Consider the following 22,994-nt stretch of genomic DNA (forward strand, 5'->3'; position numbering starts at 1 on the left):
CTCCTCTATTCCTCTAGTTCATCTAATAGTTTTTGTTCATTCCAGATTTCGATACCTAAGCTTGTAGCTTTTTCAAGCTTTGAGCCAGCATCCTCTCCTGCGATGACTATATCCGTTTTTTTGCTTACACTACCTGCGACATTTCCACCAAGTGCTTCAATTCTTTCCTTTGCTTCTTGTCGTGTTAATTGAACGAGCTTTCCTGTAAGAACAACCGTTTTCTGTGCAAATGGACTATTCTCCATGGTGGTAGCATCTACAATTTTACCTGTATATCGCAATGTAAGTCCTGCTTCTTTTAATCTTCCAATTAGCTGTTGCACTTCATCAATTTCAAAATATGCCACAAGTGAATTTGCCATTTTATCCCCAATTTCAAAAACAGCAGTAAGTTCTTCTCCCGTTGCTTGCATTAATGCATCGAAACTATGAAATGTTTCCGATAAAATTTTGGCAGCTTTTTCTCCAATATGACGTATACCAAGTCCGAATAATACACGTTCCATCGAATTTGCTTTAGATGCTTCTATTGCAACTACTAGGTTTGTTGCAGACTTCAATCCCATTCGCTCTAGATTCACTAAATCTTCTACTGTTAATTTGTAAAGATCTGATACATCTACAATAAGTTGCTCTCTAAATAACTGCTCCACAACTTTTTCCCCAAGACCTTCAATATTCATCGCATTTCTTGATGCAAAGTGGTAAATACCTTCTTGAATTTGTGCTGGACACTGAGGATTCACACAACGTAAGGCAACCTCTTCTTCGATCCTTACTAATTCGCTATCGCATACAGGACAATTTGTTGGCATTTCATAAGGGATTTCAGAACCATCTCGTTCTTCTAAAATGACTGCAACTACCTCTGGAATAATATCGCCGGCCTTGCGTATAATCACTCGGTCACCGATTCGAATATCCTTTGCACGGATTACATCTTCATTGTGCAATGTTGCACGTTGGACTGTAGATCCTGCCACTTGCGCTGGTTCTAGTATTGCTGTCGGTGTGACAACCCCTGTTCGTCCAACCGTTAAGTCGATATCAATAATAGTAGTTACGACTTCTTCGGCAGGGAATTTAAAAGCAATTGCAAAGCGGGGACTTTTTGCTGTGAACCCCAACTCCTCTTGCTGTGCATAATCATCCACTTTGATAACGATACCATCTATTTCATATGGAATATCATTTCGCATAGCTGTCCATTCTTGAATAAATCCAAGTACCTCTTCTATCGAAGAACACTTTCTAGTCTCTTTATTGGTCGGTAAACCTTGTTCTTTCATAAAGGTAAGAGCATCGGAATGCTGATCAATATTTTGTACTTCCCCGTCGCTACCCATTCCATATGCAAAAAAAGAAAGTTTACGACTTGCTGCCATTTTAGGATCCAATTGACGAAGAGATCCTGCTGCAGCATTACGAGGATTAGCTAATAATTCTTCTCCCCGTTCAGCTCTTTCTTCGTTTAGTTTTCTAAACGAAGATTTTGGCATATAAGCTTCTCCTCTTGCTTCAATTGTTACTTTGTCTTTTAATCTTAGAGGTATGGATCGGATTGTTTTTATATTACTCGTAATGTCTTCTCCTGTTGTCCCATCCCCACGAGTAGCACCTCGAGAAAGAACGCCATCTTCATACAGAAGCGAAATTGCTAATCCGTCGATCTTCAGCTCGCATACATAGGTCGGTGATTCATCCATCATGCCACGAATTCGGTTGTCAAAATCACGTATATCTTCTTCATTAAATGCGTTAGATAGGCTCAACATCGGATTCCTATGCGTTACTTTTTGAAACCCATCTATAACAGTAGCGCCAACTCGTTGTGTAGGCGAATCTGGTAATATTAAATTTGGATTTTGTTCTTCTAATACAATTAATTCGTTTAAATACTGATCATAAATAGCATCAGGAACAATCGGTTCATCCAACACATAATACGCATATCCATAGTCATACAAAAGCTTATGTAGCTCTTGTACTCGTTGTTCTAATTTTTCCATCGGTTTTCCTCCACCAAGTGAATTATCCTTTTTCTATCGGTGCAAATTTTGCAAGCAATCGTTTAACACCAGTTGGACTTGGAAATGCAATATCGAGCTCCGTATTTTCACCTTCACCTCGAACGCTTACTACCATACCCACGCCCCATTTTTTATGCACCGCTTTATCTCCCACTTGCCAGCCTATTTTCTCTCCACCTGACTCATTATAAGCAGGACGAGTAACTACTGCTTTTCTTGCTTGTGGCATTGCTTTAGCAGAAGATGCCGCGCCTTTCATATTCTCATTCATTCCGCCTACCACTTCGATAATTCCCTCGGAAATTTCCCCGATAAAACGAGAAGGACTATTGAAACTACCTCGTCCAAAAATAGTACGAGACTGAGCACATGTGATAAACAATCTTTCCTCTGCTCGAGTGATTCCTACATAGGCAAGTCGACGTTCTTCTTCCATCTCATCGTCATCCCCAATGGAGCGGGAGTGAGGAAAAATATTTTCTTCCATTCCTATGATGAAAACAACTGGGAATTCAAGTCCTTTTGCAGCATGCATCGTCATTAAGATAACATTCCCTTGAGACGTATCTTCCTCTTCATCTAGCTTATCAATATCGGAAATAAGTGCTAAATCCGTTAAAAAGGCAACAAGGGATTTATCATCACTTTTTTCTTCAAATGCTTTCGTTACGGATAAAAACTCTTCAATATTTTCAAGTCTACTTTCGGCTTCGATTGTCTTTTCATTTTTCAGCATTGTACGATAACCCGTTTTATCTAATATTTGCTCCACTATTTCTGTCACAGATAAAAACTCTTGCATTTGCGTAAAGTTTTGAATAAGTCCTTGAAATTGAACAACTGAATTAACTGCTCGTGCAGGTAATCCCATGAAATCTACTTCATTCAAAGCATCAAGAATAGAACGATCTTGCTCTAGTGCATACATCGCGATGCGTTCAAAAGAAGTTGCTCCAATATTACGCTTTGGTTCATTTATAATTCGTGCAAGCGACAAGTCATCATCGTTATTGGCGATTAAACGGAGATACGCGAGTAAGTCTTTAATTTCTTTTCGATCATAGAATTTAGTACCTCCTACAATCGTATAGGCCATATTCGATTTGACGAGTACTTCCTCCATCACACGAGATTGTGCGTTCGTGCGATACAAAATAGCAAAGTCATTCAACGTACGGTTTTCTTGTTCTAGCAACTCTTGAATAGTTTGTACGACAAATTGTGATTCTTGTTGCTCATTAAATGCTCGGAACATTTGAATTTTTTCGCCTTCTTGATTGTCCGTTCGCAGTACTTTTGGATATCTACTTGTATTATTACCAATGACGTCATTTGCTGCTTGTAGGATTCTTTGTGAAGAGCGGTAATTTTGCTCTAGCATTATAACGGTTGCGTTCGGATAATCTTTTTCAAATGATAATATATTTTGAATGTCCGCACCACGCCAGCGATAGATGGATTGATCGGAATCACCCACTACACAAATATTTTTGAATTTTTGGGCAAGCATTTGTACTAATTCATATTGTGCTTTATTGGTATCTTGATACTCATCCACATGAATATATTGGAATTTATTTTGATAAAACTCTAATACTTCTGGAACTCGTTTAAAAAGGGTTAAAGTTGTCATAATTAAATCATCAAAATCAAGAGATTGGTTCTTTCTTAAACGCTTCTCATAACCTATATAAACTTCTGCAACTGTTTTTTCAAATGGATTTAATTCGTTCATTTGTGCTTTAAATGTAGCTGCATCTATACAAATATTTTTAGCACTACTAATCGCATTTAACATCGATCGTGGATCATATTTTTTCGAATCAATATTTTGTTCCTTTAAAATACCTTTAATAACCGATAACTGATCTGTCGTATCTAAAATGGAGAAGTTTTTTGAATAACCTATTCGGTCGATATCTCTTCTTAAAATACGAACACACATCGAGTGAAACGTGGATACCCACATACTCTCTCCTGTTCCAGCACCTAAAATGCTATTAATTCGCTCACGCATTTCACGTGCGGCTTTATTCGTAAAGGTAATGGCAAGTATTTTGGAAGGGTATACTTCTTTTTCTACTATTAAGTAAGCAATTCGATGCGTTAATACACGTGTTTTCCCTGAACCTGCTCCAGCCATAATGAGTAGAGGGCCATCCGTTTTTTTAACTGCTTTTGCTTGTTCCTTATTCATCCCGTTTAATAAGTTTTTTGCTATGAGCTCCATATTACACTCCCTTTAAAGAACGTTTGTTCTAATTATTATACTGCTCCATGTCATATTACACAAATATTACTTAACAGCATGTACTGTTTTCAGTGCTTCTTCTAAATTTTCATATATTCGATTTCCGACAATAATGGCATCCGCATGCGCTGCCATTTCTCTTGCTTGTGCTTCATTCTGGATGCCGCCACCATAAAATAGTTTCGTGTGTACTAGTCTAGATTTTACTTTTTTAACCACTTCGATATCACCATACATCCCGCTGTATTCCATATAGAAAATAGGAAATTTAAACATATGCTCAACCATTTGTGCGTAAGCAATAATATCGTCATTTGTTTTTGGTTGTTTGGCATTCGTAATTTTAGCCGCTTTGCAATCGGGATTTAAAATACAATATCCCTCCGGAATAATTTCCTCCCAGTTCATCACTTCTCCAAATTCCTTTGTTGCTTCGTGATGTAAATCCTTTACCCATTTTGTTTCCACACTGTTTAAAACACTTGGTATAAAATAATAATCAAAACCAGGCGTAATCGACTCAATAGTCGACACTTCAAGCGCTACGGGAACAGCATAACGTCTAATACGCATCAATAAATCAATGACATTATCAAGCGTAATGTCATCGGAGCCACCAATCATGATAGCATCTGTTCCAGATTCGCAAATCTTTTCTAAAGCATCCGCGTCGATTGCCTTCGCTGGATCCAACTTAAATATATGTCGCCATTCTTTATAATCCATTTTTCCACCTACAAATCGTTAGTTAGCATTCCTTATTATAACAAAAAAACTGAACAGAGGCTTCTGTTCAGTTAAGTCTATCTATTAATACTGATAGTGGTTATCGCTTTCGTTATCTTCTAGGATTTTGAAAAGGTTGTTCATCAGGATATAGACGGCCAAGCATTTCATCATACGTGTCATTTCCATAGTCGAAACAACGTCTAACTCGTGAAATTGTTGCCGTGCTTGCACCAGTTTCTTTTTTAATCGTTTCATATGTTTTTTTCAATCTCAATAAATGAGCAACCTCAAAGCGTTGGGAAAGTGATTGAATTTCACTTATTGTACATAAATCATCGAAAAAACGATAGCATTCTTCCATATTATTTAATTCTAAAACTGCTTTAAATAATTGGTCGGTTTGATGTCCTTTTATTTTCTCTACTTGCATATTTTTTTCATTCCCCTCTGATTTATCTTTTACTATGGTAAAAAATTTACCATTTTTTCAATTCCCGGGTGCGTCGGAACAATACTTATCCATGATTTTCCTTTTACAAGTTTTGCAGGAACTCCATTTTCCATTGGAATAAGGAAACCATCAACATTTTGCCATTCGATTTCTTTCATTATCCCAGCTTGGAAAAGATAAGCTTTTCCACCGTCAGTTAATGTAAGATCTTGTCTACCGGCATTATCAATCGTTTTATGCGGGATTTCCATGAAGATCACGTTGGAAAGTTTAACAAGCTCCTCCGACTCTTTATCCTTCGTCAAGACTCCTGCTGTCGATCTTTCATACAGTCCTTCATCTGGTAAGTACTTATATAGATTTTCAAAGCTTGTCCCTGATCCATAACGTATACTTACACTAGATGCGGGATTTCCAATTTTCGCATCTTCTACAGAATCATAAAAAGAAAATGGTGGAATTTTATTTATTTCTATCGAAGCCCCTACTTTTTCTGCACCTACAAAAATGTTTTCTTTGGAAATGTAGGAGTTATGTGGAGCCTTACGTTCCTTTGACCTTTTAAATAGAATACCATCATACTGCATCCCATTAATATTATCCACAACTCTCGCATCTAACATTTTTTTTGCATCCGGACTATATCCATGTGCAATGTAAAATGCATCTAAACCCTTGGCAATATTAACAAAATAGTCACGTGCACTTCTCACTGGCCCAATCGTTTCTGGTATCTCACTTTGATAGAGTGCAAGAAATCTCGTCACATTTCCTTCTGCCAACATTTCATACACAATGTCTGCTTCTACAATCCCTGATTGCGGTCGTGCCAACGGATGATTATTCATTGTAACAAGGATTGGTCTTTGTTTCATTTCAACTTCCGAGCCAATCCCCGTGAAGGGAGCAAAATAAGGAAGTGCTGCCTCTTCCTTTACTACTTCCTCTACTTTTTCTGGTTCAACTTGTTCTTTTATTTCTTCCTGTACTTTTTCTTTTTTAGTACATGCAGCTAATAATAGAACGCTTAATAAAACTATAAAACCCCTTTTTTTGAACATAAGATTCCCCCTACCTCATGAGTGCTGGAAATAGTACTTGTTTTTTCATCACATCAAAAATGCCTCTTTGCGTAATTCGAACATAAGGTAAATGCGTTGATTGCAAGAATAGCAGTGTATAAATAGCATCCCCATGCTTAAATCCTCTAGCTGCCAACTCTTTCTTTAATAGCAATTCTTCTTCTATTAACTCTTCCATAGGCTTATCGGAGAGTCCCCCACCTATAGGAAGCTTAATAGAACAAATGACTTGATTGTCCTCTACTAGGACAATTCCACCATTCATCTTCTTCATCTCTTCAAAAGCTTTTAGCATGCTTTTTTTATTCTTCCCAATTAGTAGTATATCACCAGTATTAGAGTAAGAGGATGCGAATCCTTTGACAGATGTAGCAAAACCTTTAATAAGAGTTGTTACTTTCCACTTACCATTACGATCAACTAACATTAGGAAACTTTCATCATGATTGGTTGAAAGTTCATTTTCTGTTGTATCAACCGAAATAGAATATGGCTTCGTGATAACGTCATTTACCATTTCAATTCCAAATGGCATGGAGAATTGAAAATCATCATCCGTTAAATGAAAATCTAAATTTAAGGGAGGCATATCTGACCAATCGACAGGTGTTAGTGCCTGCACTTTTTCACCGTCACGTTTTAACCATTCTCCTTTTGATAAAACGCTAATTGGCACTGGACTATACTCATCTTCTAAAAAGTTTAACGTTGCAAATCTTCCAGTAGCAATAACCCCATGTAAGTTGGATAGATTATAGTATTTGGCAACATTGAACGATGCCATTAAATAAGCATCTATCGGGTTTACTCCAGCATCTAATGCAACCTGAATACATTTATCCATCACGCCATCTAAGTGGAACGAAGGGGTAGCTCCGTCTGTCGTCATCATTAAATGATCAAAAATATGAAGATCTTTTTCTAAAATACCTTTTAGTAGAATTGGTAAATCAGGACGAATGGAAGAATGACGAAGCGTCACTGCATATCCGTGAAGAATGCGTCTTTCTACTTCTTCAATTGTCATAGATTCATGATCACCATCTGCTCCAAGTAGACGCATTCGTGCAAGCGTTCGCTCCGATGCACCTGGGAAATGCCCTTCTATTTTCATACCATGCATTTTTGCTTGTTGCATCCAATACAGCATCTGATCATCACCAGAAAGTAGTCTTGGCCATCCTGTTAACTCCCCACCCATAATCACATCGGGTCTTTCGATCCATTCACCTATCGACTTAGAGGTAAATAATTCCTCTTCGTTTTCTAACTCTGTTTGTGAATCGAAACGTGCCCACCAATAAAAGGAAAAAGGTAGTTTATTTAATTGGTCCATTATTGAAAACGCTTTCTTATTTTCAAGTGCTAAAAAAAATACTAAGTTATCTGCAATGAAGGCGGTAGTTCCACGTTGTGCTGCATAATCAGCAAACGATTGTGGGTGGTAGAGCTGAAATGGATGCACATGAGGTTCCATATAACCAGGAACAATTTTTTGTCCGCTTGCATCAAACACTTCTGTTTTTTCAGAAACAAGTGGCATTTCTATTCCCGTGTATACAATACGATCCTTTACAATCCAAATATTACCGGTAATCCATTTTTTTAAATGACTATGTAAGTATGTTGCATTTTTTATAAGAATATCTGGAGCCTTTATTCCACTTACCACTTCTAGTTGCTGCCTAATTTCTTCTATCTTCCAAATTGGATATTGCATACCATCCATTCTCCTTCCTTTTAGGGTACTTGTAAAAATAAATATAGCATATCACTTTAGTAAAGCAAAGTGTTCTTTGTTAATTTATAGAAATTTTATTTGTACGTTTAGATCTCCTTATATTGAAATTTAAGTGATTGTTACATAGGAATGAGAAGCAAAACCTAAAGTTAGGTCCTGCTTCTCATTTTATCATTCATTCTAAAGCGAACATAGATTATGATAAAGTTCGCCAACCAATATCTGAACGGAAGAACAAACCATCCCAAGTTAATTTGGCTAAACCATCGTATACTTTTTGCTGGGCCTCTTTTAATGTGGATTCACTTGCAGCTACTAAAATTACACGACCACCGTTTGCTATAAATCCATCTGCTCCATCAATAGTGCCTGCGTGGAAGATGTGAAGACCTGCTTCTTCAAGAGTTGAAAGATTAGGCAGCTTTGCCCCTTTTTGTACATCATTTGGGTAACCAGCAGATGCAATGACAACACCAAGCATTTCTTTATCAGACCACTTCAATTCAAAAGGTTTTTCATCCATTAACGCTATCATAAACTCGCCGAAATCACTCTTCATACGAGGTAGAACTACTTGTGTTTCCGGATCTCCAAATCGAGCATTAAACTCGATTACTTTCGGTCCTTCATTCGTAATAATAAGACCAGCATATAAAATACCTGTGAACGGTGTGCCTTCTTGTTCCATTGCTTTCACAGTTGGAGCTACTACTGTATTATAAGCTAATTCTACTACTTCGCTAGCAATCTGAGGAACTGGTGAATAAGCACCCATTCCACCGGTATTTGGCCCTTTATCTCCGTCATATGCACGTTTATGATCTTGTGAAATGACCATCGGATAAATTTGTCCATTATGTACAAATGACATATATGAAATTTCTTCTCCGACTAAAAACTCCTCAATGACAACACTTGAAGAAGATTCACCAAATAATTGATTGCCAATCATGTCTTCCACAGCAGTGTTCGCTTCTTCCACGGTCATGGCAACTACTACACCTTTTCCTGCAGCAAGACCGTCAGCTTTCACAACAATTGGAGCACCCATTTTTTCAATATAAGCTTTCGCCTTGTCCACATCTGTAAAAGTTTCATAAGCGGCAGTTGGAATACCGTGCTTTTTCATCAGCTCTTTAGCAAATGTTTTACTTCCTTCCAATTGTGCTGCTGCTTTAGTAGGTCCGAAGATTCGAAGACCATGCTTACTGAAGTGATCCACGATTCCAGCCACAAGTGGTTGCTCTGGCCCGACAAACGTCAAATCAATAGCATTATCTTTTGCAAACTGTGCAAGTCCATCAAATGCCATGACATCTATTGGGACGATTTGTGCATCATTTGCCATACCAACATTTCCTGGTGCTACAAATACTTTATTTACAGAAGGAGAATTATTGAACTGCTTTGCAATAGCATGCTCGCGGCCGCCACTACCAATCACGAGAATATTCATATGAGGTATGCCTCCCTTAATGTTTGAAATGACGAACGCCAGTAAATACCATCGCAATTCCATATTCATTTGCTTTGGCAATAGAATCTTGGTCTTTAACAGAGCCACCTGTTTGAATTATTGCTGTGATACCAGCTTTAGCAGCTATTTCTACTGTATCGTTCATTGGGAAAAATGCATCCGATGCTAGTCCTGCTCCTTTTGCACGCTCTCCAGCTTGTTCAAGTGCAATTTTAGCAGATCCCACTCGGTTCATTTGACCAGCACCTACACCAATTGTCATGTCTTCTGTTGAAACAACAATTGCGTTCGATTTCACATGTTTTACTACACTCCAACCAAGCTCTAATGCTTTCCATTCTTCAGCAGTAGGTTTTCGGTCTGTAACGACTTTCACATCGGCATCTTTTAATCCATATGTATCAGGAGATTGAACTAATAATCCCCCTTCTACAGATACTACGTTCCATGCATCTTTTTTCGTTTGTTCATAAGATATTGTTAGAAGTCGAATATTTTTCTTCGCTGTTAACATTGCAATTGCTTCCTCTGAGAATGAAGGAGCGATAATAATTTCTAAGAAAATACCTGCTAATACTTTTGCAGTTGCTGCATCTACTTCACGATTTAAAGCGACAATTCCACCGAAGATAGAAGTTGAATCCGCTTCATATGCTTTATTGAAAGCTGCCGAAATTGTTTCGCCTGTTCCAACTCCACATGGATTCATATGTTTTACAGCTACTGCAGCAGGTATTTCAAATTCCTTTACGATTTGAATTGCAGCATTTGCATCTTGAATATTATTATAAGATAGTTCTTTCCCGTGCAATTGGGTTGCAGAAGCAACCGAGAAATCAGATCCAAGAGGGCGTTTGTAAAATGCTGCTTCTTGATGAGGATTTTCACCGTAGCGTAATGTTTGTTTACGTTCATAAGTAAGGGTCAAAAGCTCTGGGAAATCTTCGCCAGTTAAATCAGTCATGTAGCTAGCAATCAATGCATCATACGCAGCTGTGTGGCGGAAAACTTTTGCAGCTAACTTACGACGTGTCTCAATTGTTGTTTCACCAGCTTTTTTTAATTGTTCCAATACTTCTGTATAATCTGAGGCATCTGTTACCACTGTTACATATTGATGATTTTTAGCAGCGGAACGAAGCATTGATGGACCACCAATATCGATATTTTCAATTGCATCTTCAAATGCAACATTTGACTTGGAAATTGTTTCGCGGAAAGGATATAAGTTTACACATACTACTTGAATCGGTGTAATACTATGTTCTTCAAGTTGTGCTTGATGAGAGGGATCGTCATGTTTTGCTAATAATCCACCATGAATCATTGGATTTAATGTTTTAACTCGACCATCTAGGATTTCTGGGAAGTTTGTTACGGAATCTACCGAAGTTATTGCTACACCATTTTGTTCTAAAAATGCTTTAGTTCCACCAGTTGATAAGATTTCATATCCAAGCAGTTCCAACTCTTTCGCAAATTCAAGAATCCCTGATTTATCTGAAACACTAATTAACGCACGTTTTGACACAATATTTCCTCCTCATATTTGGAAAAGCCGGTATAATTACCGGCTCCATAAGTCTTGTAAAGTCTTCGTATATAACGCATGTTCTACTGCATGGATTCGTTCTTCTGTTTTTTCTCTATCTCCGGCCACAACTTCCACTGCCTGCTGGGCTAAAATGGGACCTGTATCCATGCCAGCATCTACGTAGTGAACTGTAACCCCGGTTACCTTTACTCCTTGTGTCATCGCTTGTCCGATTGCATCTTTTCCTGGAAATGAAGGAAGTAAGGATGGATGGATATTTATAATTCGATTTGGATATGCATCGAGTAATACACTCCCAATTAAACGCATATATCCAGCAAGAACAATCCATTCGACATCAAGCTCCGAAAGCTTTTGTAAAATAACTTGTTCGTATGCTTCCTTTGATGGAAATTCGGATGGTTTAATTGCTAAAGTTTCAATTTCTGCAAGTCTAGCACGTTCTACTACATAGGCACCAGGTTTGTCGGTCATAACTAACACTGCTTGTCCAGCCAAAGTACCATCACTTACTGCATCGTGAATAACTTGAAAGTTACTTCCACTTCCTGATGCAAAGACTGCAAATTTTGGTTTTCGAGCCATTACACTAAACTCCCATCATGCGTTCCGTTGAATAAAACACCTTCACCTTTCACAACTCGACCAATTATATAAGCTTTTTCCCCATGAGATTCCGCAATTGCAATTGCTTTTTCCGCTTCTTCTGCAGATAAAGCTATTACAAATCCAATACCCATATTGAAAACATTATATAAATCACGATCAGTAAGCTCGCCTTTTTCTTTCAAGAAATGGAAAACAGGGAGTACTTCCCATGAACCTAAATCGATTTCTACAGCTAAACCTTCAGGCATCATACGTGGTAGATTTTCATAAAAACCGCCACCAGTTACATGAGCCATTCCGTGAATCGCAAGTTCATGATGTATGTCCCTTACAGGCTTCGCATAAATTTTTGTTGGTGTAAGAAGTGCTTTTCCTATTGCTCCAAGCTCTTCATAACCCTTCACTACCGTTTCCGTAGAGTATCGTTTATCTTCAAATACAATTTTACGCACGAGAGAATATCCATTCGAATGAACACCACTAGAAGCAATACCAACTAGCACATCTCCATCAGCAATTTTCTCCCCAGTTACGATTTTAGACTTTTCACAAGCTCCAACAGCGAATCCCGCTAAGTCATACTCGTCTTCCTCATATAAACCTGGCATTTCAGCTGTTTCGCCACCGATTAAAGCTGCTCCTGATTGAACACATCCATCAGCGACACCTTTTACGATTTGTTCAATACGTTCAGGAACCGCTTTTCCTACCGCTACATAATCCAGGAAAAATAATGGTTCAGCTCCTTGAGCCACGATATCGTTTACACACATTGCCACACAATCCACACCGATTGTATCGTGTGAATCCGTCATAAACGCTAGTTTTAACTTGGTGCCAACACCGTCTGTCCCAGAAATAAGGACAGGTTCTTTATAATTCAATGAAGATAAATCAAACATCCCGCCGAAACCACCGAAAGTCCCCATGATTCCTTTTCTAGCTGTCCGTTCGACATGAGACTTCATTCTTTTAACAGCTTCATAGCCAGCTTCAATATTTACGCCCGCTTTTTCATATGCTTTTGACATGTAGGATCCTCCTATCGAACAAGCTCTTTTTCATGTGGTAATTTCGTACTTGGAGAAATTGGCGTGGGATATTCGCCTGTAAAACAAGCTAAACAATGTCCGCAATTTTTCCCTTCATCCGTTCGGCCAATTGCTGATACCATGCCTTCTACAGATAAAAATGATAGCGAGTCTGCGCCTATTAACTCGCGCATCTCTTCCACACTATTGTTAGATGCGATCAATTCCTCATCTGTACTTATATCAATTCCATAAAAACATGGATTTTTTAGAGGAGGTGAACTAATAACAACATGTACTTCCTTCGCCCCAGCATCTTTTAGCATTTTCACAATGCGTCGTGAAGTTGTTCCACGTACAATTGAATCATCCACCATTACAACTCGTTTTCCATTTACCACTTGACGAACTGGCGATAGTTTCATTTTCACACCACGTTCTCGTAAATCTTGCGAAGGCTGGATAAACGTACGTCCAACATAGCGATTCTTAATAAGACCTAATTCATATGGAATACCTGTTGCTTCTGAAAATCCGATTGCTGCAGAAATACTAGAATCCGGTACTCCTGTAACAAGATCAGCTTCCACTTGAATTTCTTTTGCTAACTCTATACCAAGGCGTTTTCTTGCGCTATGAATATTAATACCGTCAATATCAGAATCCGGACGGGAGAAATACACATATTCCATCGTGCAAATCGCACGTTCTGCTGGTTCTGAGAAACGCTCAGATCGCAAGCCCTGATCATTAATAATAAGTAACTCTCCTGGCTCTACTGAACGAATAACTTCCGCTCCGATTAAATCGAACGCACTCGTTTCGGATGCTACAACCCATGCATCTCCTAGTTTCCCTAAAGAAAGCGGTCGCATACCGTGAGGATCTTGCGCTACCATCATTTCATCTTCAGTAAGAATTATAAATGCAAATGCGCCGTCTAATAGTTTTAGTGCTTGTTTTGCACGTTCCTCTAAAGAAGTATGACGACTCTTTTTCAATAAATGCGCTAACACTTCTGTATCGGAAGTTGTCTGAAAAATACTTCCTTGCTGCTCCAAACTACGCTTCAATCGATTGGCATTTACAATATTACCGTTATGCGCAATGGCAAGACTACCAGTAGTCGAATTAAAAAGTAATGGTTGCACATTTTCAATTCCAGATCCACCTGCCGTTGCATAACGAACATGTGCAATGGCAGCCTTTCCTTCTAACTTTTCAAGTTTCCCATTACTGAAAACATCGTTCACTAGCCCTTCACCTTTAACAGCACGTAAAAATTCTCCGTCTGTTACAACAATTCCAGCACCTTCTTGCCCTCTATGTTGAAGTGCATGTAAGCCATAATAGCTAATTGGTGCAGGATCTGGATGACCCCAAATTCCAAAAACGCCACATTCTTCGTTTAAGCCTCTGAGTTCAGCAAGCATGGGATTGCTCCTTTCCAAGCAGAACGGAATTCGTCAACAGAACCGTTAATCCATTCAGTTCCATCTTCGTCGGAAATAATAACTTTATTCGCGTCTGTAACTGCACCAATGCGAACTGCATCTTGCATGATTTCTTCAAACTTCTCTACATGTTCAGGTTTAACCGTTACTAAGAAACGTGATTGAGATTCACTAAATAATGCCGTTGTTGGAGATCCTGTAAGTGTGACTTCTACTCCAAGACCTTTAGCACCAAATACTTTTTCCGCTAACGCTACCGCAAGTCCGCCTTCCGCAAGATCATGTGCAGATTGTACAACCCCTGCTCTGATTGCATTAAGAAGTGCTGTTTGGCGTGCTACTTCTACTTGAAGGTCAATAGATGGTGCTTGACCGAAAATACGCTTTTCTACTAATTTCTGAAGTTCAGATCCACCAAATTCCGTTTTTGTCTCACCAATTACGTAAACAATATCTCCTGCTTGTTTAACAAATTGAGTCGTTACATGCGCCAAATCCTCTACTAGTCCAACAAGACCGATTGTTGGCGTTGGATAAACTGCTGTTCCACTGCGTTCGTTGTACAATGAAACATTCCCACCAATAACAGGTGACTCTAGTGCGATACATGCTTCGGAAATACCATCTGCTGATTTCTCCAATTGCCAGAAGATTTCAGGATTCTCTGGATTTCCGAAGTTCAAGCAGTCAGTTATCGCAAGTGGTTTTGCACCAGAGCATACTACATTACGTGCTGCTTCTGCCACTGCAATTTTTCCGCCTACAACTGGATCTAAGTAGATATATCTTGAGTTACAATCTGTTGTCATCGCTAAGCCTTTATTTGTACCACGTACACGAACTACCGCAGCATCTGAACCAGGTGTAACTACTGTGCTAGTACGAACTTGATAGTCATATTGATCATAAACCCATTCCTTTGAAGCAATCGTTGGTTGTTGCAATAGGTTTAATAAAGTTTCTTTATAATCCGAAACTGCTGGCTCTACATTTTCCATGGCTTGGAATTCAGTATAATAAGCAGGGACAGATGAAGGCTTGTGATACACAGGTGCTTCTTCTGCAAGTGCATCCGCAGGGACTTCTGCCACTACTTCACCATTATGAAGCAAACGAAGCATTTTATCGTTCGTCACTTTACCGACGGCTACACAATCCAATCCATATTTATCGAAAATCTGGACGATTTCATCTTCGCGACCTTTTTTCACAACGATTAACATACGTTCTTGTGATTCCGAAAGCATCATTTCATATGCAGTCATGCCAGTTTCACGTTGGGGTACAAAATCTAAGTTCATTTCTACGCCGTAACCAGCTTTTGAAGCCATTTCAGCAGATGAGGAAGTTAAACCTGCAGCACCCATATCTTGAATACCGATAATTGCATCCGATTTAATCACTTCTAAACAAGCTTCTAATAATAGCTTCTCCATAAATGGATCTCCAACTTGAACGGCTGGACGCTTTTCTTCTGAAGCTTCTGTTAATTCTTCTGATGCGAATGTCGCACCATGTATACCGTCACGGCCTGTTTTTGCCCCGGCATACATTACTGTATTTCCTTCACCAGCTGCAATACCTTTTTGAATATCTTCATGTTTGATCAAACCAACACACATAGCATTTACAAGCGGGTTCCCTTCATAGCAGTCATCAAATTGAATTTCTCCACCAACTGTCGGAATACCGATACAATTCCCATATCCTGCAATCCCTGCTACTACTTCTTCAAATAAGTACTTCACACGAGGTGTTTTTAATTCGCCGAAACGAAGCGAGTTTAGCAGTGCTATTGGACGGGCTCCCATGGAGAACACGTCACGAATAATTCCACCAACACCAGTTGCAGCACCTTGGTATGGTTCGATTGCAGATGGGTGATTATGTGATTCCATTTTGAACACAACCGCTTGACCATCGCCAATATCAACAATCCCAGCACCTTCTCCTGGTCCTTGTAGTACTTGCGGACCTTTCGTAGGGAACTTGCGTAATACTGGTTTAGAGTTTTTATACGAGCAATGCTCCGACCACATAACTGAGAATAATCCAGTCTCTGTATAGTTTGGTAGACGACCTAAAATCTTTTCTACCATGTCAAATTCTTCGTCTGACATCCCCATTTGAGCATATATTTTTTGTTCTTTAATTTGCGTTGGATTTGGTTCAAGCATGACTGACATGTGATTCCCTCCACTGTTTCACGATTGATTTGAATAGCGCTATTCCATCTGATCCGCCCATAATGTCATTTGCAGCACGTTCTGGGTGAGGCATCATACCAAGGACATTTCCTTTTTCATTGATAATACCTGCAATATCTTCCATACTTCCATTCGGATTTTCAGAAGCATATGTGAAAACGATTTGGTTATTTTCTTTTAAACTAGCAAGCGTTTCTTCGTCACAATAATAGTTTCCTTCACCATGTGCGATTGGAATTTGAATCACTTCGTCTTTTACGTATTCAGAAGTAAATAGTGTTTCATTGTTAACAACTTTCAAATCTACAGTACGACACATGAATTTAAGGTTTTTGTTTCGTAGAAGTGCTCCTGGTAGAAGACCTGCTTCTGTTAATACTTGGAATCCATTGCAAACGCCTAAAATTGGCTTACCTGCTTCTGCTGCTTTAATAACCTCAGACATAACATTTGAGAAACGAGAGATTGCACCACAACGTAAGTAGTCTCCGTAAGCAAAGCCCCCTGGCAATAATATTCCGTCGTATCCACTTAAATCGGTTTGATCATGCCAAACATAGTCCACTTCTTCCCCAAGCTCATCTTTAATCGCATGGTACATATCTAAATCACAGTTCGATCCTGGAAAAACGATTACTGCGAACTTCATTTGCTTACAGCCTCCTCAACATCGTAACGATAGTCTTCGATCACTGTATTTGTAAGTAGCTTTTCACACATTTCTTTTACGATTACGTCCAAATCCCGATCGCTTTCTTCGATTTGAAGCTCTAGATATTTACCGATCCGTACATCTTTCACTTCGTTGTAATTCATGGAATGAAGAGCCCCCATAACTGCAGAACCTTGTGGATCTAAAACACTTTCACGTAACGTCACATATACTTTAACTTTTTTCATTTTGATAATCCTCCTAGGCGGAAAAGTATTATTTCATAAACTTCTGTTAAACTTCCTAAATTACGTCTGAATACATCTTTATCCAGTTTGTTATTTGTTTCGTCATCCCATAGTCTGCAAGTATCTGGGGAAATTTCATCCGCAAGCAAAATTTCACCGTTTGCAGTTTTCCCAAATTCTAGTTTGAAGTCTACTAGAGTTACACCAATTTCTTTGAATATTGGCTGTAACACTTTGTTGATATCCAGTGCTTTTCTATTAAGTGTCTCTATTTCTTCAGGTGTCGCAAGTTCAAGTAATTCAATATGTGCATCTGTCAGTAATGGATCTCCAAGTGCATCATCTTTGTAATAAAACTCAACGATTGGATGTTTTAGAAGTATTCCTTCGTCCATTCCTAATCTTTTTGTAAGACTTCCTGCTGCTACATTTCGAACAACCACTTCTAGAGGGATAATTTCTACTTTTCGTACAAGTTGTTCATTCTCTGAAATTTGCTTTACAAAGTGAGATTCAATTCCGTTTTTTCTCAATTGTTGAAATAGAATCGTTGTAATTTTATTATTTAAATTGCCTTTTCCATCTATTTCTTCTTTTTTCTCTCCGTTAAAAGCTGTAGCACTGTCCTTATATGAAACAAAAAGGATATTTTCATCTTCTGTTGCGAATAATTGTTTTGCCTTACCTTCGTATAATAGACGACCTTTTTCCACTGGTAACCCCTCCATAAAGTGAAGCTTCAATCAGTTGAGTATTTCCCAACTGATTGCTAGCTGAATGAATTTCCCGAATCCGCTAATGTGCGATTAATTTAGCCCTAAACGTTCAAAAATCATATCTACATGCTGAATGTGATAATTGTAGTCAAAGCAATCATCTAAATTTTCTTTTGTTAATAAAGAAGTGATTTTTTCATCGGCATCCACAAATGTACGGAAAGCAGTTTGAGATTCCCATGCTTGCATCGCTAGTGGTTGTACCGTGTCATAGGCTGTTTCACGAGCTAGACCTTTGTCAATAAGTGCAAGAAGCACGCGTTGAGAGTATATTAATCCTAAGGTAGAATCCATATTTCGCTTCATATTTTCAGGGAACACAGTTAAGTTTTTCACAATATTGCTGAAACGATTTAACATATAGTTAAGTGCAATGGTTGCGTCTGGTAAAATAACACGTTCTGCTGATGAATGAGAGATATCTCTTTCATGCCATAACGCTACATTTTCATATGCAGTCATCATGTATCCTCGAATCAATCTTGAAAGTCCTACCATATTTTCTGAGCCAATTGGATTTCTTTTATGTGGCATTGCAGAAGATCCTTTTTGCCCTTTCGAGAAAAACTCTTCTACTTCACGAGTTTCCGATTTTTGTAACCCACGTACTTCAGTTGCAAACTTTTCAATAGAAGTTGCGATCAATGCAAGTGTACTCATGTATTGTGCGTGACGGTCACGTTGCAATGTTTGAGTGGAGATTGGGGATGCCACTAATCCTAATTTTTCACAAACATATTGTTCTACGAATGGGTCGATATTCGCATATGTTCCTACAGCGCCTGACATCTTTCCTGTTTCAATCGTTTTAGCAGCCGCTTCAAAACGTTCTAAATTACGTCTCATCTCTTCTGTCCAAAGCGCAAGTTTAAGTCCAAAAGTAGTTGGCTCTGCATGCACTCCATGCGTACGTCCCATCATTACTGTATATTTATGTTCTTTTGCTTTATTTTCAAGAATTTCGATAAAGTTTTTAATATCTTTACGTAAAATAACGTTCGCTTGTTTTATTAAATACGAAAGAGCTGTATCTACAACATCTGTTGAAGTTAGACCATAATGTACCCATTTACGCTCTTCTCCAAGTGTTTCAGAAACCGCGCGAGTGAATGCTACTACATCATGTCTTGTTTCTTGTTCAATTTCTAAAATACGGTCCACATTGAACGAGGCGTTTTTACGAATTGTTACAACGTCCTCTTTAGGAATATCGCCAATTTCAGCCCATGCTTCGCAAGCTAATATTTCTACTTCTAACCATGCATTGTATTTGTTCTCTTCCGTCCAAATTGCTCCCATCTCGGGGCGTGTATAACGTTCTATCATTTAAATTGCTCCTTTTTATAACCAAATTTTAGATTGTTCGATTTCCTGTAACGTCTCTTCTATATTAGTAGAAAGTATTGTCACATGCCCCATTTTACGATTAGTCTTTGCTTCACTTTTACCATACAAGTGGATAGACCAATTTGGATATTTACTAATAGAGTTAGTTAGAGGAATTACATGTTGTCCTAGTATGTTAACCATTATTGTTTCAGTCCATAACTTCGGTTCACGAAGCGGCCATCCACAAATTGCTCTAATATGCTGTTCAAACTGTGAAACATTACAACCCTCTATTGAATAATGTCCAGAATTATGTGGTCTAGGAGCCAATTCGTTTATTACAATGTCACTATTCTCTAGGACGAACATTTCTACAGCTAGTGTACCCACTAAATTTAAGTGGTTTGCAATCGTTTCTGCAGCTATTATTGCTTTTGTACCAAGTGTTGCTTCAATTCTTGCTGGAACAATCGTTTCGTGCAAAATATGGTTCACGTGAATATTCTCGCCAATTGGCAGGCAATATGTTTGCCCAGCTCCATTTCTTTGGACAATAACAGAGATTTCCTTTTCGAATGAAACAAATGCTTCTCCAATACAAGCGGAATGTTCAAAAAGAACTTTTGCATTGTTTAAGTCATCCTTTGAATGCACATTCAGTTGCCCTTTACCGTCATATCCACCTCTTGCAGTCTTTACAACACAAGGAAATCCAATTTCTTCTATACGTTGTTCTAGTTCCTCAAAAGTACTAGCTTCGACAAATTTTGCAATTGGCACACCAGAAGCCTGAATTTCTTTTTTTTCATTTATTCGATCTTGCGTAATTTTAACTAATTCCGCACCTTGAGGGACATAAGCAATTTCCGTTAGTCTATTCAATCCTGCATAATCTATATTCTCAAATTCATATGTAATTACGTCACTTACTTCTGCAAGCTCTTCTAATGCTGCTTCATCATTATATGGTGCAACAATGCGGATATCCGCGACCTGTCCACAAGGAGAATCCATCGTAGGCTCTAGTACCGCTATTTTGAACCCGGCTTCTTTTGCAGCTAAAGCCATCATTCGTCCAAGTTGTCCACCACCGATAATACCGATTGTTTGCCCCGGATAAATTACTTTTGTCATTGTAACTCACCATTACTTTCTAAAACGCTATTTTTCGAAGCTTCTCTTCTATTTTCAAGACGTTTTTCAACATCTCTATCTGTAATAGAAAGAATTTGTGCAGCCAGTAAACCTGCATTCGTTGCTCCAGCTTTCCCGATTGCTACAGTCGCAACTGGTACTCCGCCTGGCATTTGTACGATCGACAATAAGGAGTCCAGTCCATTAAGTGCCTTTGATTGAACAGGAACACCGATAACTGGAAGTGTTGTCTTAGCTGCAACCATCCCTGGTAAATGAGCAGCACCACCGGCTCCAGCAATGATTACTTGAATCCCACGTATTCTCGCTTGTTCTGCATATTCAAACATTAAATCAGGCGTACGATGTGCGGAAACTACCTGCTTTTCATACGGGATTTGTAGTTCTTCAAGAATTTCACAACTGTGTTTCATCGTTTCCCAATCACTGGCACTGCCCATAATTACACCAATTTTAACATTCATTATTCTCGTCCTCCCATCAATCTTACCTTGGCGTATTCGGCGAAGCTTATTAATAGTTAGGCATAAAAAAATTCCTTAAATAAACTACTCTCTTCGCAAGAAAAGCAGTCTACTCAAGGAACAAAATTGCCAAATTGGTGTGACTACTAACATACATAATCACATTCTCTTAGCAGAGTCCAAAAGTTGCTTTCCCGCATAGTCCTGTCATTTACGGTGACATGGTAGAGACGCTAAAGCCAATTCTTTAGCATATATGGGGATATTTCCGTTCATTTCTATTTATATTTTAACAATTCTTATGAGTCACGTCAATATTTAAAAACGAACATTTTGTTTTAAAATAGGTACAACGTTCGGTTTTCATATATATTTTTATTAATTTACTTCTTTAATTCCTTTTAACAGGATTATTTGTCTAATTGGCACAGGTTGTCCATCCACTTCTGCAAAAAGAGGTTCTTCTCTTCTACCTGCAACTTGAAAACCTTGTTTGCTCATTCTTTCCATACAATCTGTGATTGTTTCATTTTCTTCTACTTCAAACCAAACTGTTTCTTTTTTCATGAAAATAACTTTCCTTTCCTAACACTCTTCACCCAAAAGCCACCATGAATTGACTTCGGCTCGTATGCAATGATAAACACTTTTGGGTCAATTTCCTTTAACTTTGCATATAATTTCAATTCATATTTTCGTGGTGTTAGTATTTGGAGCGCAACTCTATTACCATCTAGCCCGTGGGCTATCCAATCCGTCACACCATATCCTTCATTTCTTAATACTGTTGGCAGATCCGTATCGACATTGGTTGTTATAACATTGACCATAATATAACCTAGTGCCATTTTCTCTTCTATTTTCATTCCTATTATTACTCCAGTTCCATAACCAAGCGCATATGCAATTAGATTTTGAATCTCATTTAAGTTGTCCAAAACAAGCCCAAGACCCACTATGTAAATAATGACCTCCACTGCACTTATCATGGCAGCAATATAACGAAATCCCTTTAATGTAAGGATCATACGTAATGTAAAGAAAGTAACGTACACAATATTAATCGAAAATATGATTAAAACCATCAAGATTGCTGAAGAATCCACTAAATACACCCCTTTTTGCCATGCGTTTGTCACTTATTATCGCACACTCGGAAATATTTTCAACTATTTGAAGACGATCGAGGATAATTTTTTAAGTGATTGGGATTATTGCAGATTCAGTATCGTTCGATTTATTGGAAAAGTACGGGAGAGGGTGACTAGTTTTGCTAAGAGAGCTATTAGTTTGTTCATAAAAGCAAGCATTTTTAGCATAAGAGTTACTAATTATTATGCTTAAGCAACCACTACTCAATATAGGATTAAAGCAATTCAGAGGCAGATAATGGTCTCTTGAATTGTTATCCATAGTAAGTTAGAATATGGCACTTTGAGACTAATTGTGCTCTACCCGAGACTATTCCGCCCCAACTCGAGACCAGTTCCCTTGCGGACAAGACCAATTCATATATACCCGAGACCAAATCTCACAATTAAGAGTTATCTCTTTATGAGATAGGTCATTAATTTTACACAACAAAAAAAGTCGTTACCGATTACTCGGTAACGACTTTTTATAGTGCCCAGCGACGTCCTACTCTTGCAGGGGGAAACCCCCAACTACCATCGGCGCTGAAGAGCTTAACTTCCGTGTTCGGTATGGGAACGGGTGTGACCTCTTCGCCATCATCACTAGACAATGAGTGCTT

The 22,994-nt window shown here is 38.5% G+C and carries 20 protein-coding genes, 1 rRNA gene and 1 riboswitch; all 21 genes read right to left on the minus strand.

What is annotated here, in order from left to right; all coding sequences use genetic code 11:
• Positions 1–5 precede the first annotated feature (5 nt).
• The 21 genes from ligA to rrf all read right to left on the minus strand — a co-directional run bounded on the left by ligA (position 6) and on the right by rrf (position 22,982).
• Positions 6–2,009: an NAD-dependent DNA ligase LigA gene (gene ligA, locus ACEPXD_RS16070; RefSeq protein WP_391117537.1), complete on the minus strand. Its 2,004-nt coding sequence runs from the start codon at positions 2,007–2,009 to the stop codon at positions 6–8.
• A 22-nt stretch (positions 2,010–2,031) separates the two neighbouring features.
• Positions 2,032–4,260: a DNA helicase PcrA gene (gene pcrA / locus ACEPXD_RS16075; protein ID WP_391117538.1), complete on the minus strand. Its 2,229-nt coding sequence runs from the start codon at positions 4,258–4,260 to the stop codon at positions 2,032–2,034.
• A gap of 66 nt (positions 4,261–4,326) precedes the next feature.
• Positions 4,327–5,007: a heptaprenylglyceryl phosphate synthase gene (locus tag ACEPXD_RS16080; protein WP_391117539.1), complete on the minus strand. Its 681-nt coding sequence runs from the start codon at positions 5,005–5,007 to the stop codon at positions 4,327–4,329.
• Positions 5,008–5,119: 112 nt separating this feature from the next.
• Positions 5,120–5,440 (minus strand): YerC/YecD family TrpR-related protein, encoded by a 321-nt coding sequence (locus tag ACEPXD_RS16085; protein WP_391117542.1) that lies wholly within the window; start codon positions 5,438–5,440, stop codon positions 5,120–5,122.
• Between the two features lie 32 nt (positions 5,441–5,472).
• Positions 5,473–6,522: a DUF3048 domain-containing protein gene (locus ACEPXD_RS16090; RefSeq protein WP_391117544.1), complete on the minus strand. Its 1,050-nt coding sequence runs from the start codon at positions 6,520–6,522 to the stop codon at positions 5,473–5,475.
• A gap of 10 nt (positions 6,523–6,532) precedes the next feature.
• A complete protein-coding gene (locus tag ACEPXD_RS16095; protein WP_391117546.1) occupies positions 6,533–8,263 on the minus strand; it encodes an adenine deaminase C-terminal domain-containing protein in 1,731 nt (576 codons plus the stop codon).
• A 217-nt stretch (positions 8,264–8,480) separates the two neighbouring features.
• Entirely contained in the window at positions 8,481–9,740 is a 1,260-nt protein-coding gene (gene purD / locus ACEPXD_RS16100) for a phosphoribosylamine--glycine ligase (RefSeq protein ID WP_391117548.1), read from the minus strand.
• 16 nt (positions 9,741–9,756) lie between these two features.
• The gene (gene purH, locus ACEPXD_RS16105; RefSeq protein WP_391117550.1) at positions 9,757–11,292 is read right to left on the minus strand and encodes a bifunctional phosphoribosylaminoimidazolecarboxamide formyltransferase/IMP cyclohydrolase; all 1,536 of its coding nucleotides are present in this window, start codon (positions 11,290–11,292) and stop codon (positions 9,757–9,759) included.
• A gap of 36 nt (positions 11,293–11,328) precedes the next feature.
• Positions 11,329–11,901: a phosphoribosylglycinamide formyltransferase gene (gene purN, locus ACEPXD_RS16110; RefSeq protein ID WP_391117552.1), complete on the minus strand. Its 573-nt coding sequence runs from the start codon at positions 11,899–11,901 to the stop codon at positions 11,329–11,331.
• On the minus strand, positions 11,901–12,956 hold the full coding sequence (gene purM / locus ACEPXD_RS16115; protein WP_391117554.1) for a phosphoribosylformylglycinamidine cyclo-ligase: 1,056 nt from the start codon (positions 12,954–12,956) through the stop codon (positions 11,901–11,903). The genes purN and purM overlap by 1 nt, the downstream gene beginning before the upstream one ends.
• A gap of 11 nt (positions 12,957–12,967) precedes the next feature.
• On the minus strand, positions 12,968–14,389 hold the full coding sequence (gene purF / locus ACEPXD_RS16120) for an amidophosphoribosyltransferase (protein ID WP_391117556.1): 1,422 nt from the start codon (positions 14,387–14,389) through the stop codon (positions 12,968–12,970).
• Positions 14,365–16,596 (minus strand): phosphoribosylformylglycinamidine synthase subunit PurL, encoded by a 2,232-nt coding sequence (purL, locus tag ACEPXD_RS16125; RefSeq protein ID WP_391117558.1) that lies wholly within the window; start codon positions 16,594–16,596, stop codon positions 14,365–14,367. The genes purF and purL overlap by 25 nt, the downstream gene beginning before the upstream one ends.
• Complete coding sequence (gene purQ, locus ACEPXD_RS16130; RefSeq protein WP_391117560.1) at positions 16,580–17,266, minus strand: phosphoribosylformylglycinamidine synthase subunit PurQ; 687 nt, start codon at positions 17,264–17,266, stop codon at positions 16,580–16,582. The genes purL and purQ overlap by 17 nt, the downstream gene beginning before the upstream one ends.
• Positions 17,263–17,517, minus strand: coding sequence for a phosphoribosylformylglycinamidine synthase subunit PurS (gene purS, locus ACEPXD_RS16135; protein WP_391117562.1), 255 nt, complete (start codon positions 17,515–17,517; stop codon positions 17,263–17,265). The genes purQ and purS overlap by 4 nt, the downstream gene beginning before the upstream one ends.
• Positions 17,514–18,230, minus strand: coding sequence for a phosphoribosylaminoimidazolesuccinocarboxamide synthase (gene purC / locus ACEPXD_RS16140; protein WP_391117564.1), 717 nt, complete (start codon positions 18,228–18,230; stop codon positions 17,514–17,516). Before purC ends, purS begins: the two co-directional genes overlap by 4 nt.
• Positions 18,231–18,323: 93 nt before the next feature.
• Complete coding sequence (gene purB, locus ACEPXD_RS16145) at positions 18,324–19,619, minus strand: adenylosuccinate lyase (RefSeq protein ID WP_391117566.1); 1,296 nt, start codon at positions 19,617–19,619, stop codon at positions 18,324–18,326.
• 15 nt (positions 19,620–19,634) lie between these two features.
• Entirely contained in the window at positions 19,635–20,756 is a 1,122-nt protein-coding gene (gene purK / locus ACEPXD_RS16150) for a 5-(carboxyamino)imidazole ribonucleotide synthase (RefSeq protein ID WP_391117568.1), read from the minus strand.
• Positions 20,753–21,241: a 5-(carboxyamino)imidazole ribonucleotide mutase gene (purE, locus tag ACEPXD_RS16155; RefSeq protein ID WP_391117570.1), complete on the minus strand. Its 489-nt coding sequence runs from the start codon at positions 21,239–21,241 to the stop codon at positions 20,753–20,755. The genes purK and purE overlap by 4 nt, the downstream gene beginning before the upstream one ends.
• A 179-nt stretch (positions 21,242–21,420) precedes the next feature.
• A riboswitch (purine riboswitch) is annotated at positions 21,421–21,521 on the minus strand.
• A gap of 98 nt (positions 21,522–21,619) precedes the next feature.
• Complete coding sequence (locus ACEPXD_RS16160) at positions 21,620–21,808, minus strand: NETI motif-containing protein (protein WP_391117572.1); 189 nt, start codon at positions 21,806–21,808, stop codon at positions 21,620–21,622.
• Complete coding sequence (locus tag ACEPXD_RS16165) at positions 21,805–22,326, minus strand: DUF2179 domain-containing protein (RefSeq protein WP_391123309.1); 522 nt, start codon at positions 22,324–22,326, stop codon at positions 21,805–21,807. Before ACEPXD_RS16165 ends, ACEPXD_RS16160 begins: the two co-directional genes overlap by 4 nt.
• A 540-nt stretch (positions 22,327–22,866) precedes the next feature.
• Positions 22,867–22,982 (minus strand): 5S ribosomal RNA (gene rrf, locus ACEPXD_RS16170).
• Positions 22,983–22,994: the final 12 nt, after the last annotated feature.

It is taken from the genome of Psychrobacillus sp. L3 (assembly GCF_042945595.1).
Taxonomy (GTDB): Bacteria; Bacillota; Bacilli; order Bacillales_A; family Planococcaceae; genus Psychrobacillus.

What these genes read in the sequence shown, in the direction of transcription:
- ligA (WP_391117537.1), bottom strand. Translation starts at nt 2,009, where the DNA reads ATGGAAAAATTAGAACAACGAGTACAAGAGCTACATAAGCTTTTGTAT.
- pcrA (WP_391117538.1), bottom strand. Translation starts at nt 4,260, where the DNA reads ATGGAGCTCATAGCAAAAAACTTATTAAACGGGATGAATAAGGAACAA.
- ACEPXD_RS16080 (WP_391117539.1), bottom strand. Translation starts at nt 5,007, where the DNA reads ATGGATTATAAAGAATGGCGACATATATTTAAGTTGGATCCAGCGAAG.
- ACEPXD_RS16085 (WP_391117542.1), bottom strand. Translation starts at nt 5,440, where the DNA reads ATGCAAGTAGAGAAAATAAAAGGACATCAAACCGACCAATTATTTAAA.
- ACEPXD_RS16090 (WP_391117544.1), bottom strand. Translation starts at nt 6,522, where the DNA reads ATGTTCAAAAAAAGGGGTTTTATAGTTTTATTAAGCGTTCTATTATTA.
- ACEPXD_RS16095 (WP_391117546.1), bottom strand. Translation starts at nt 8,263, where the DNA reads ATGCAATATCCAATTTGGAAGATAGAAGAAATTAGGCAGCAACTAGAA.
- purD (WP_391117548.1), bottom strand. Translation starts at nt 9,740, where the DNA reads ATGAATATTCTCGTGATTGGTAGTGGCGGCCGCGAGCATGCTATTGCA.
- purN (WP_391117552.1), bottom strand. Translation starts at nt 11,901, where the DNA reads ATGGCTCGAAAACCAAAATTTGCAGTCTTTGCATCAGGAAGTGGAAGT.
- purM (WP_391117554.1), bottom strand. Translation starts at nt 12,956, where the DNA reads ATGTCAAAAGCATATGAAAAAGCGGGCGTAAATATTGAAGCTGGCTAT.
- purF (WP_391117556.1), bottom strand. Translation starts at nt 14,389, where the DNA reads ATGCTTGCTGAACTCAGAGGCTTAAACGAAGAATGTGGCGTTTTTGGA.
- purL (WP_391117558.1), bottom strand. Translation starts at nt 16,596, where the DNA reads ATGTCAGTCATGCTTGAACCAAATCCAACGCAAATTAAAGAACAAAAA.
- purQ (WP_391117560.1), bottom strand. Translation starts at nt 17,266, where the DNA reads ATGAAGTTCGCAGTAATCGTTTTTCCAGGATCGAACTGTGATTTAGAT.
- purS (WP_391117562.1), bottom strand. Translation starts at nt 17,517, where the DNA reads ATGAAAAAAGTTAAAGTATATGTGACGTTACGTGAAAGTGTTTTAGAT.
- purB (WP_391117566.1), bottom strand. Translation starts at nt 19,619, where the DNA reads ATGATAGAACGTTATACACGCCCCGAGATGGGAGCAATTTGGACGGAA.
- purK (WP_391117568.1), bottom strand. Translation starts at nt 20,756, where the DNA reads ATGACAAAAGTAATTTATCCGGGGCAAACAATCGGTATTATCGGTGGT.
- purE (WP_391117570.1), bottom strand. Translation starts at nt 21,241, where the DNA reads ATGAATGTTAAAATTGGTGTAATTATGGGCAGTGCCAGTGATTGGGAA.
- ACEPXD_RS16160 (WP_391117572.1), bottom strand. Translation starts at nt 21,808, where the DNA reads ATGAAAAAAGAAACAGTTTGGTTTGAAGTAGAAGAAAATGAAACAATC.
- ACEPXD_RS16165 (WP_391123309.1), bottom strand. Translation starts at nt 22,326, where the DNA reads ATGGTTTTAATCATATTTTCGATTAATATTGTGTACGTTACTTTCTTT.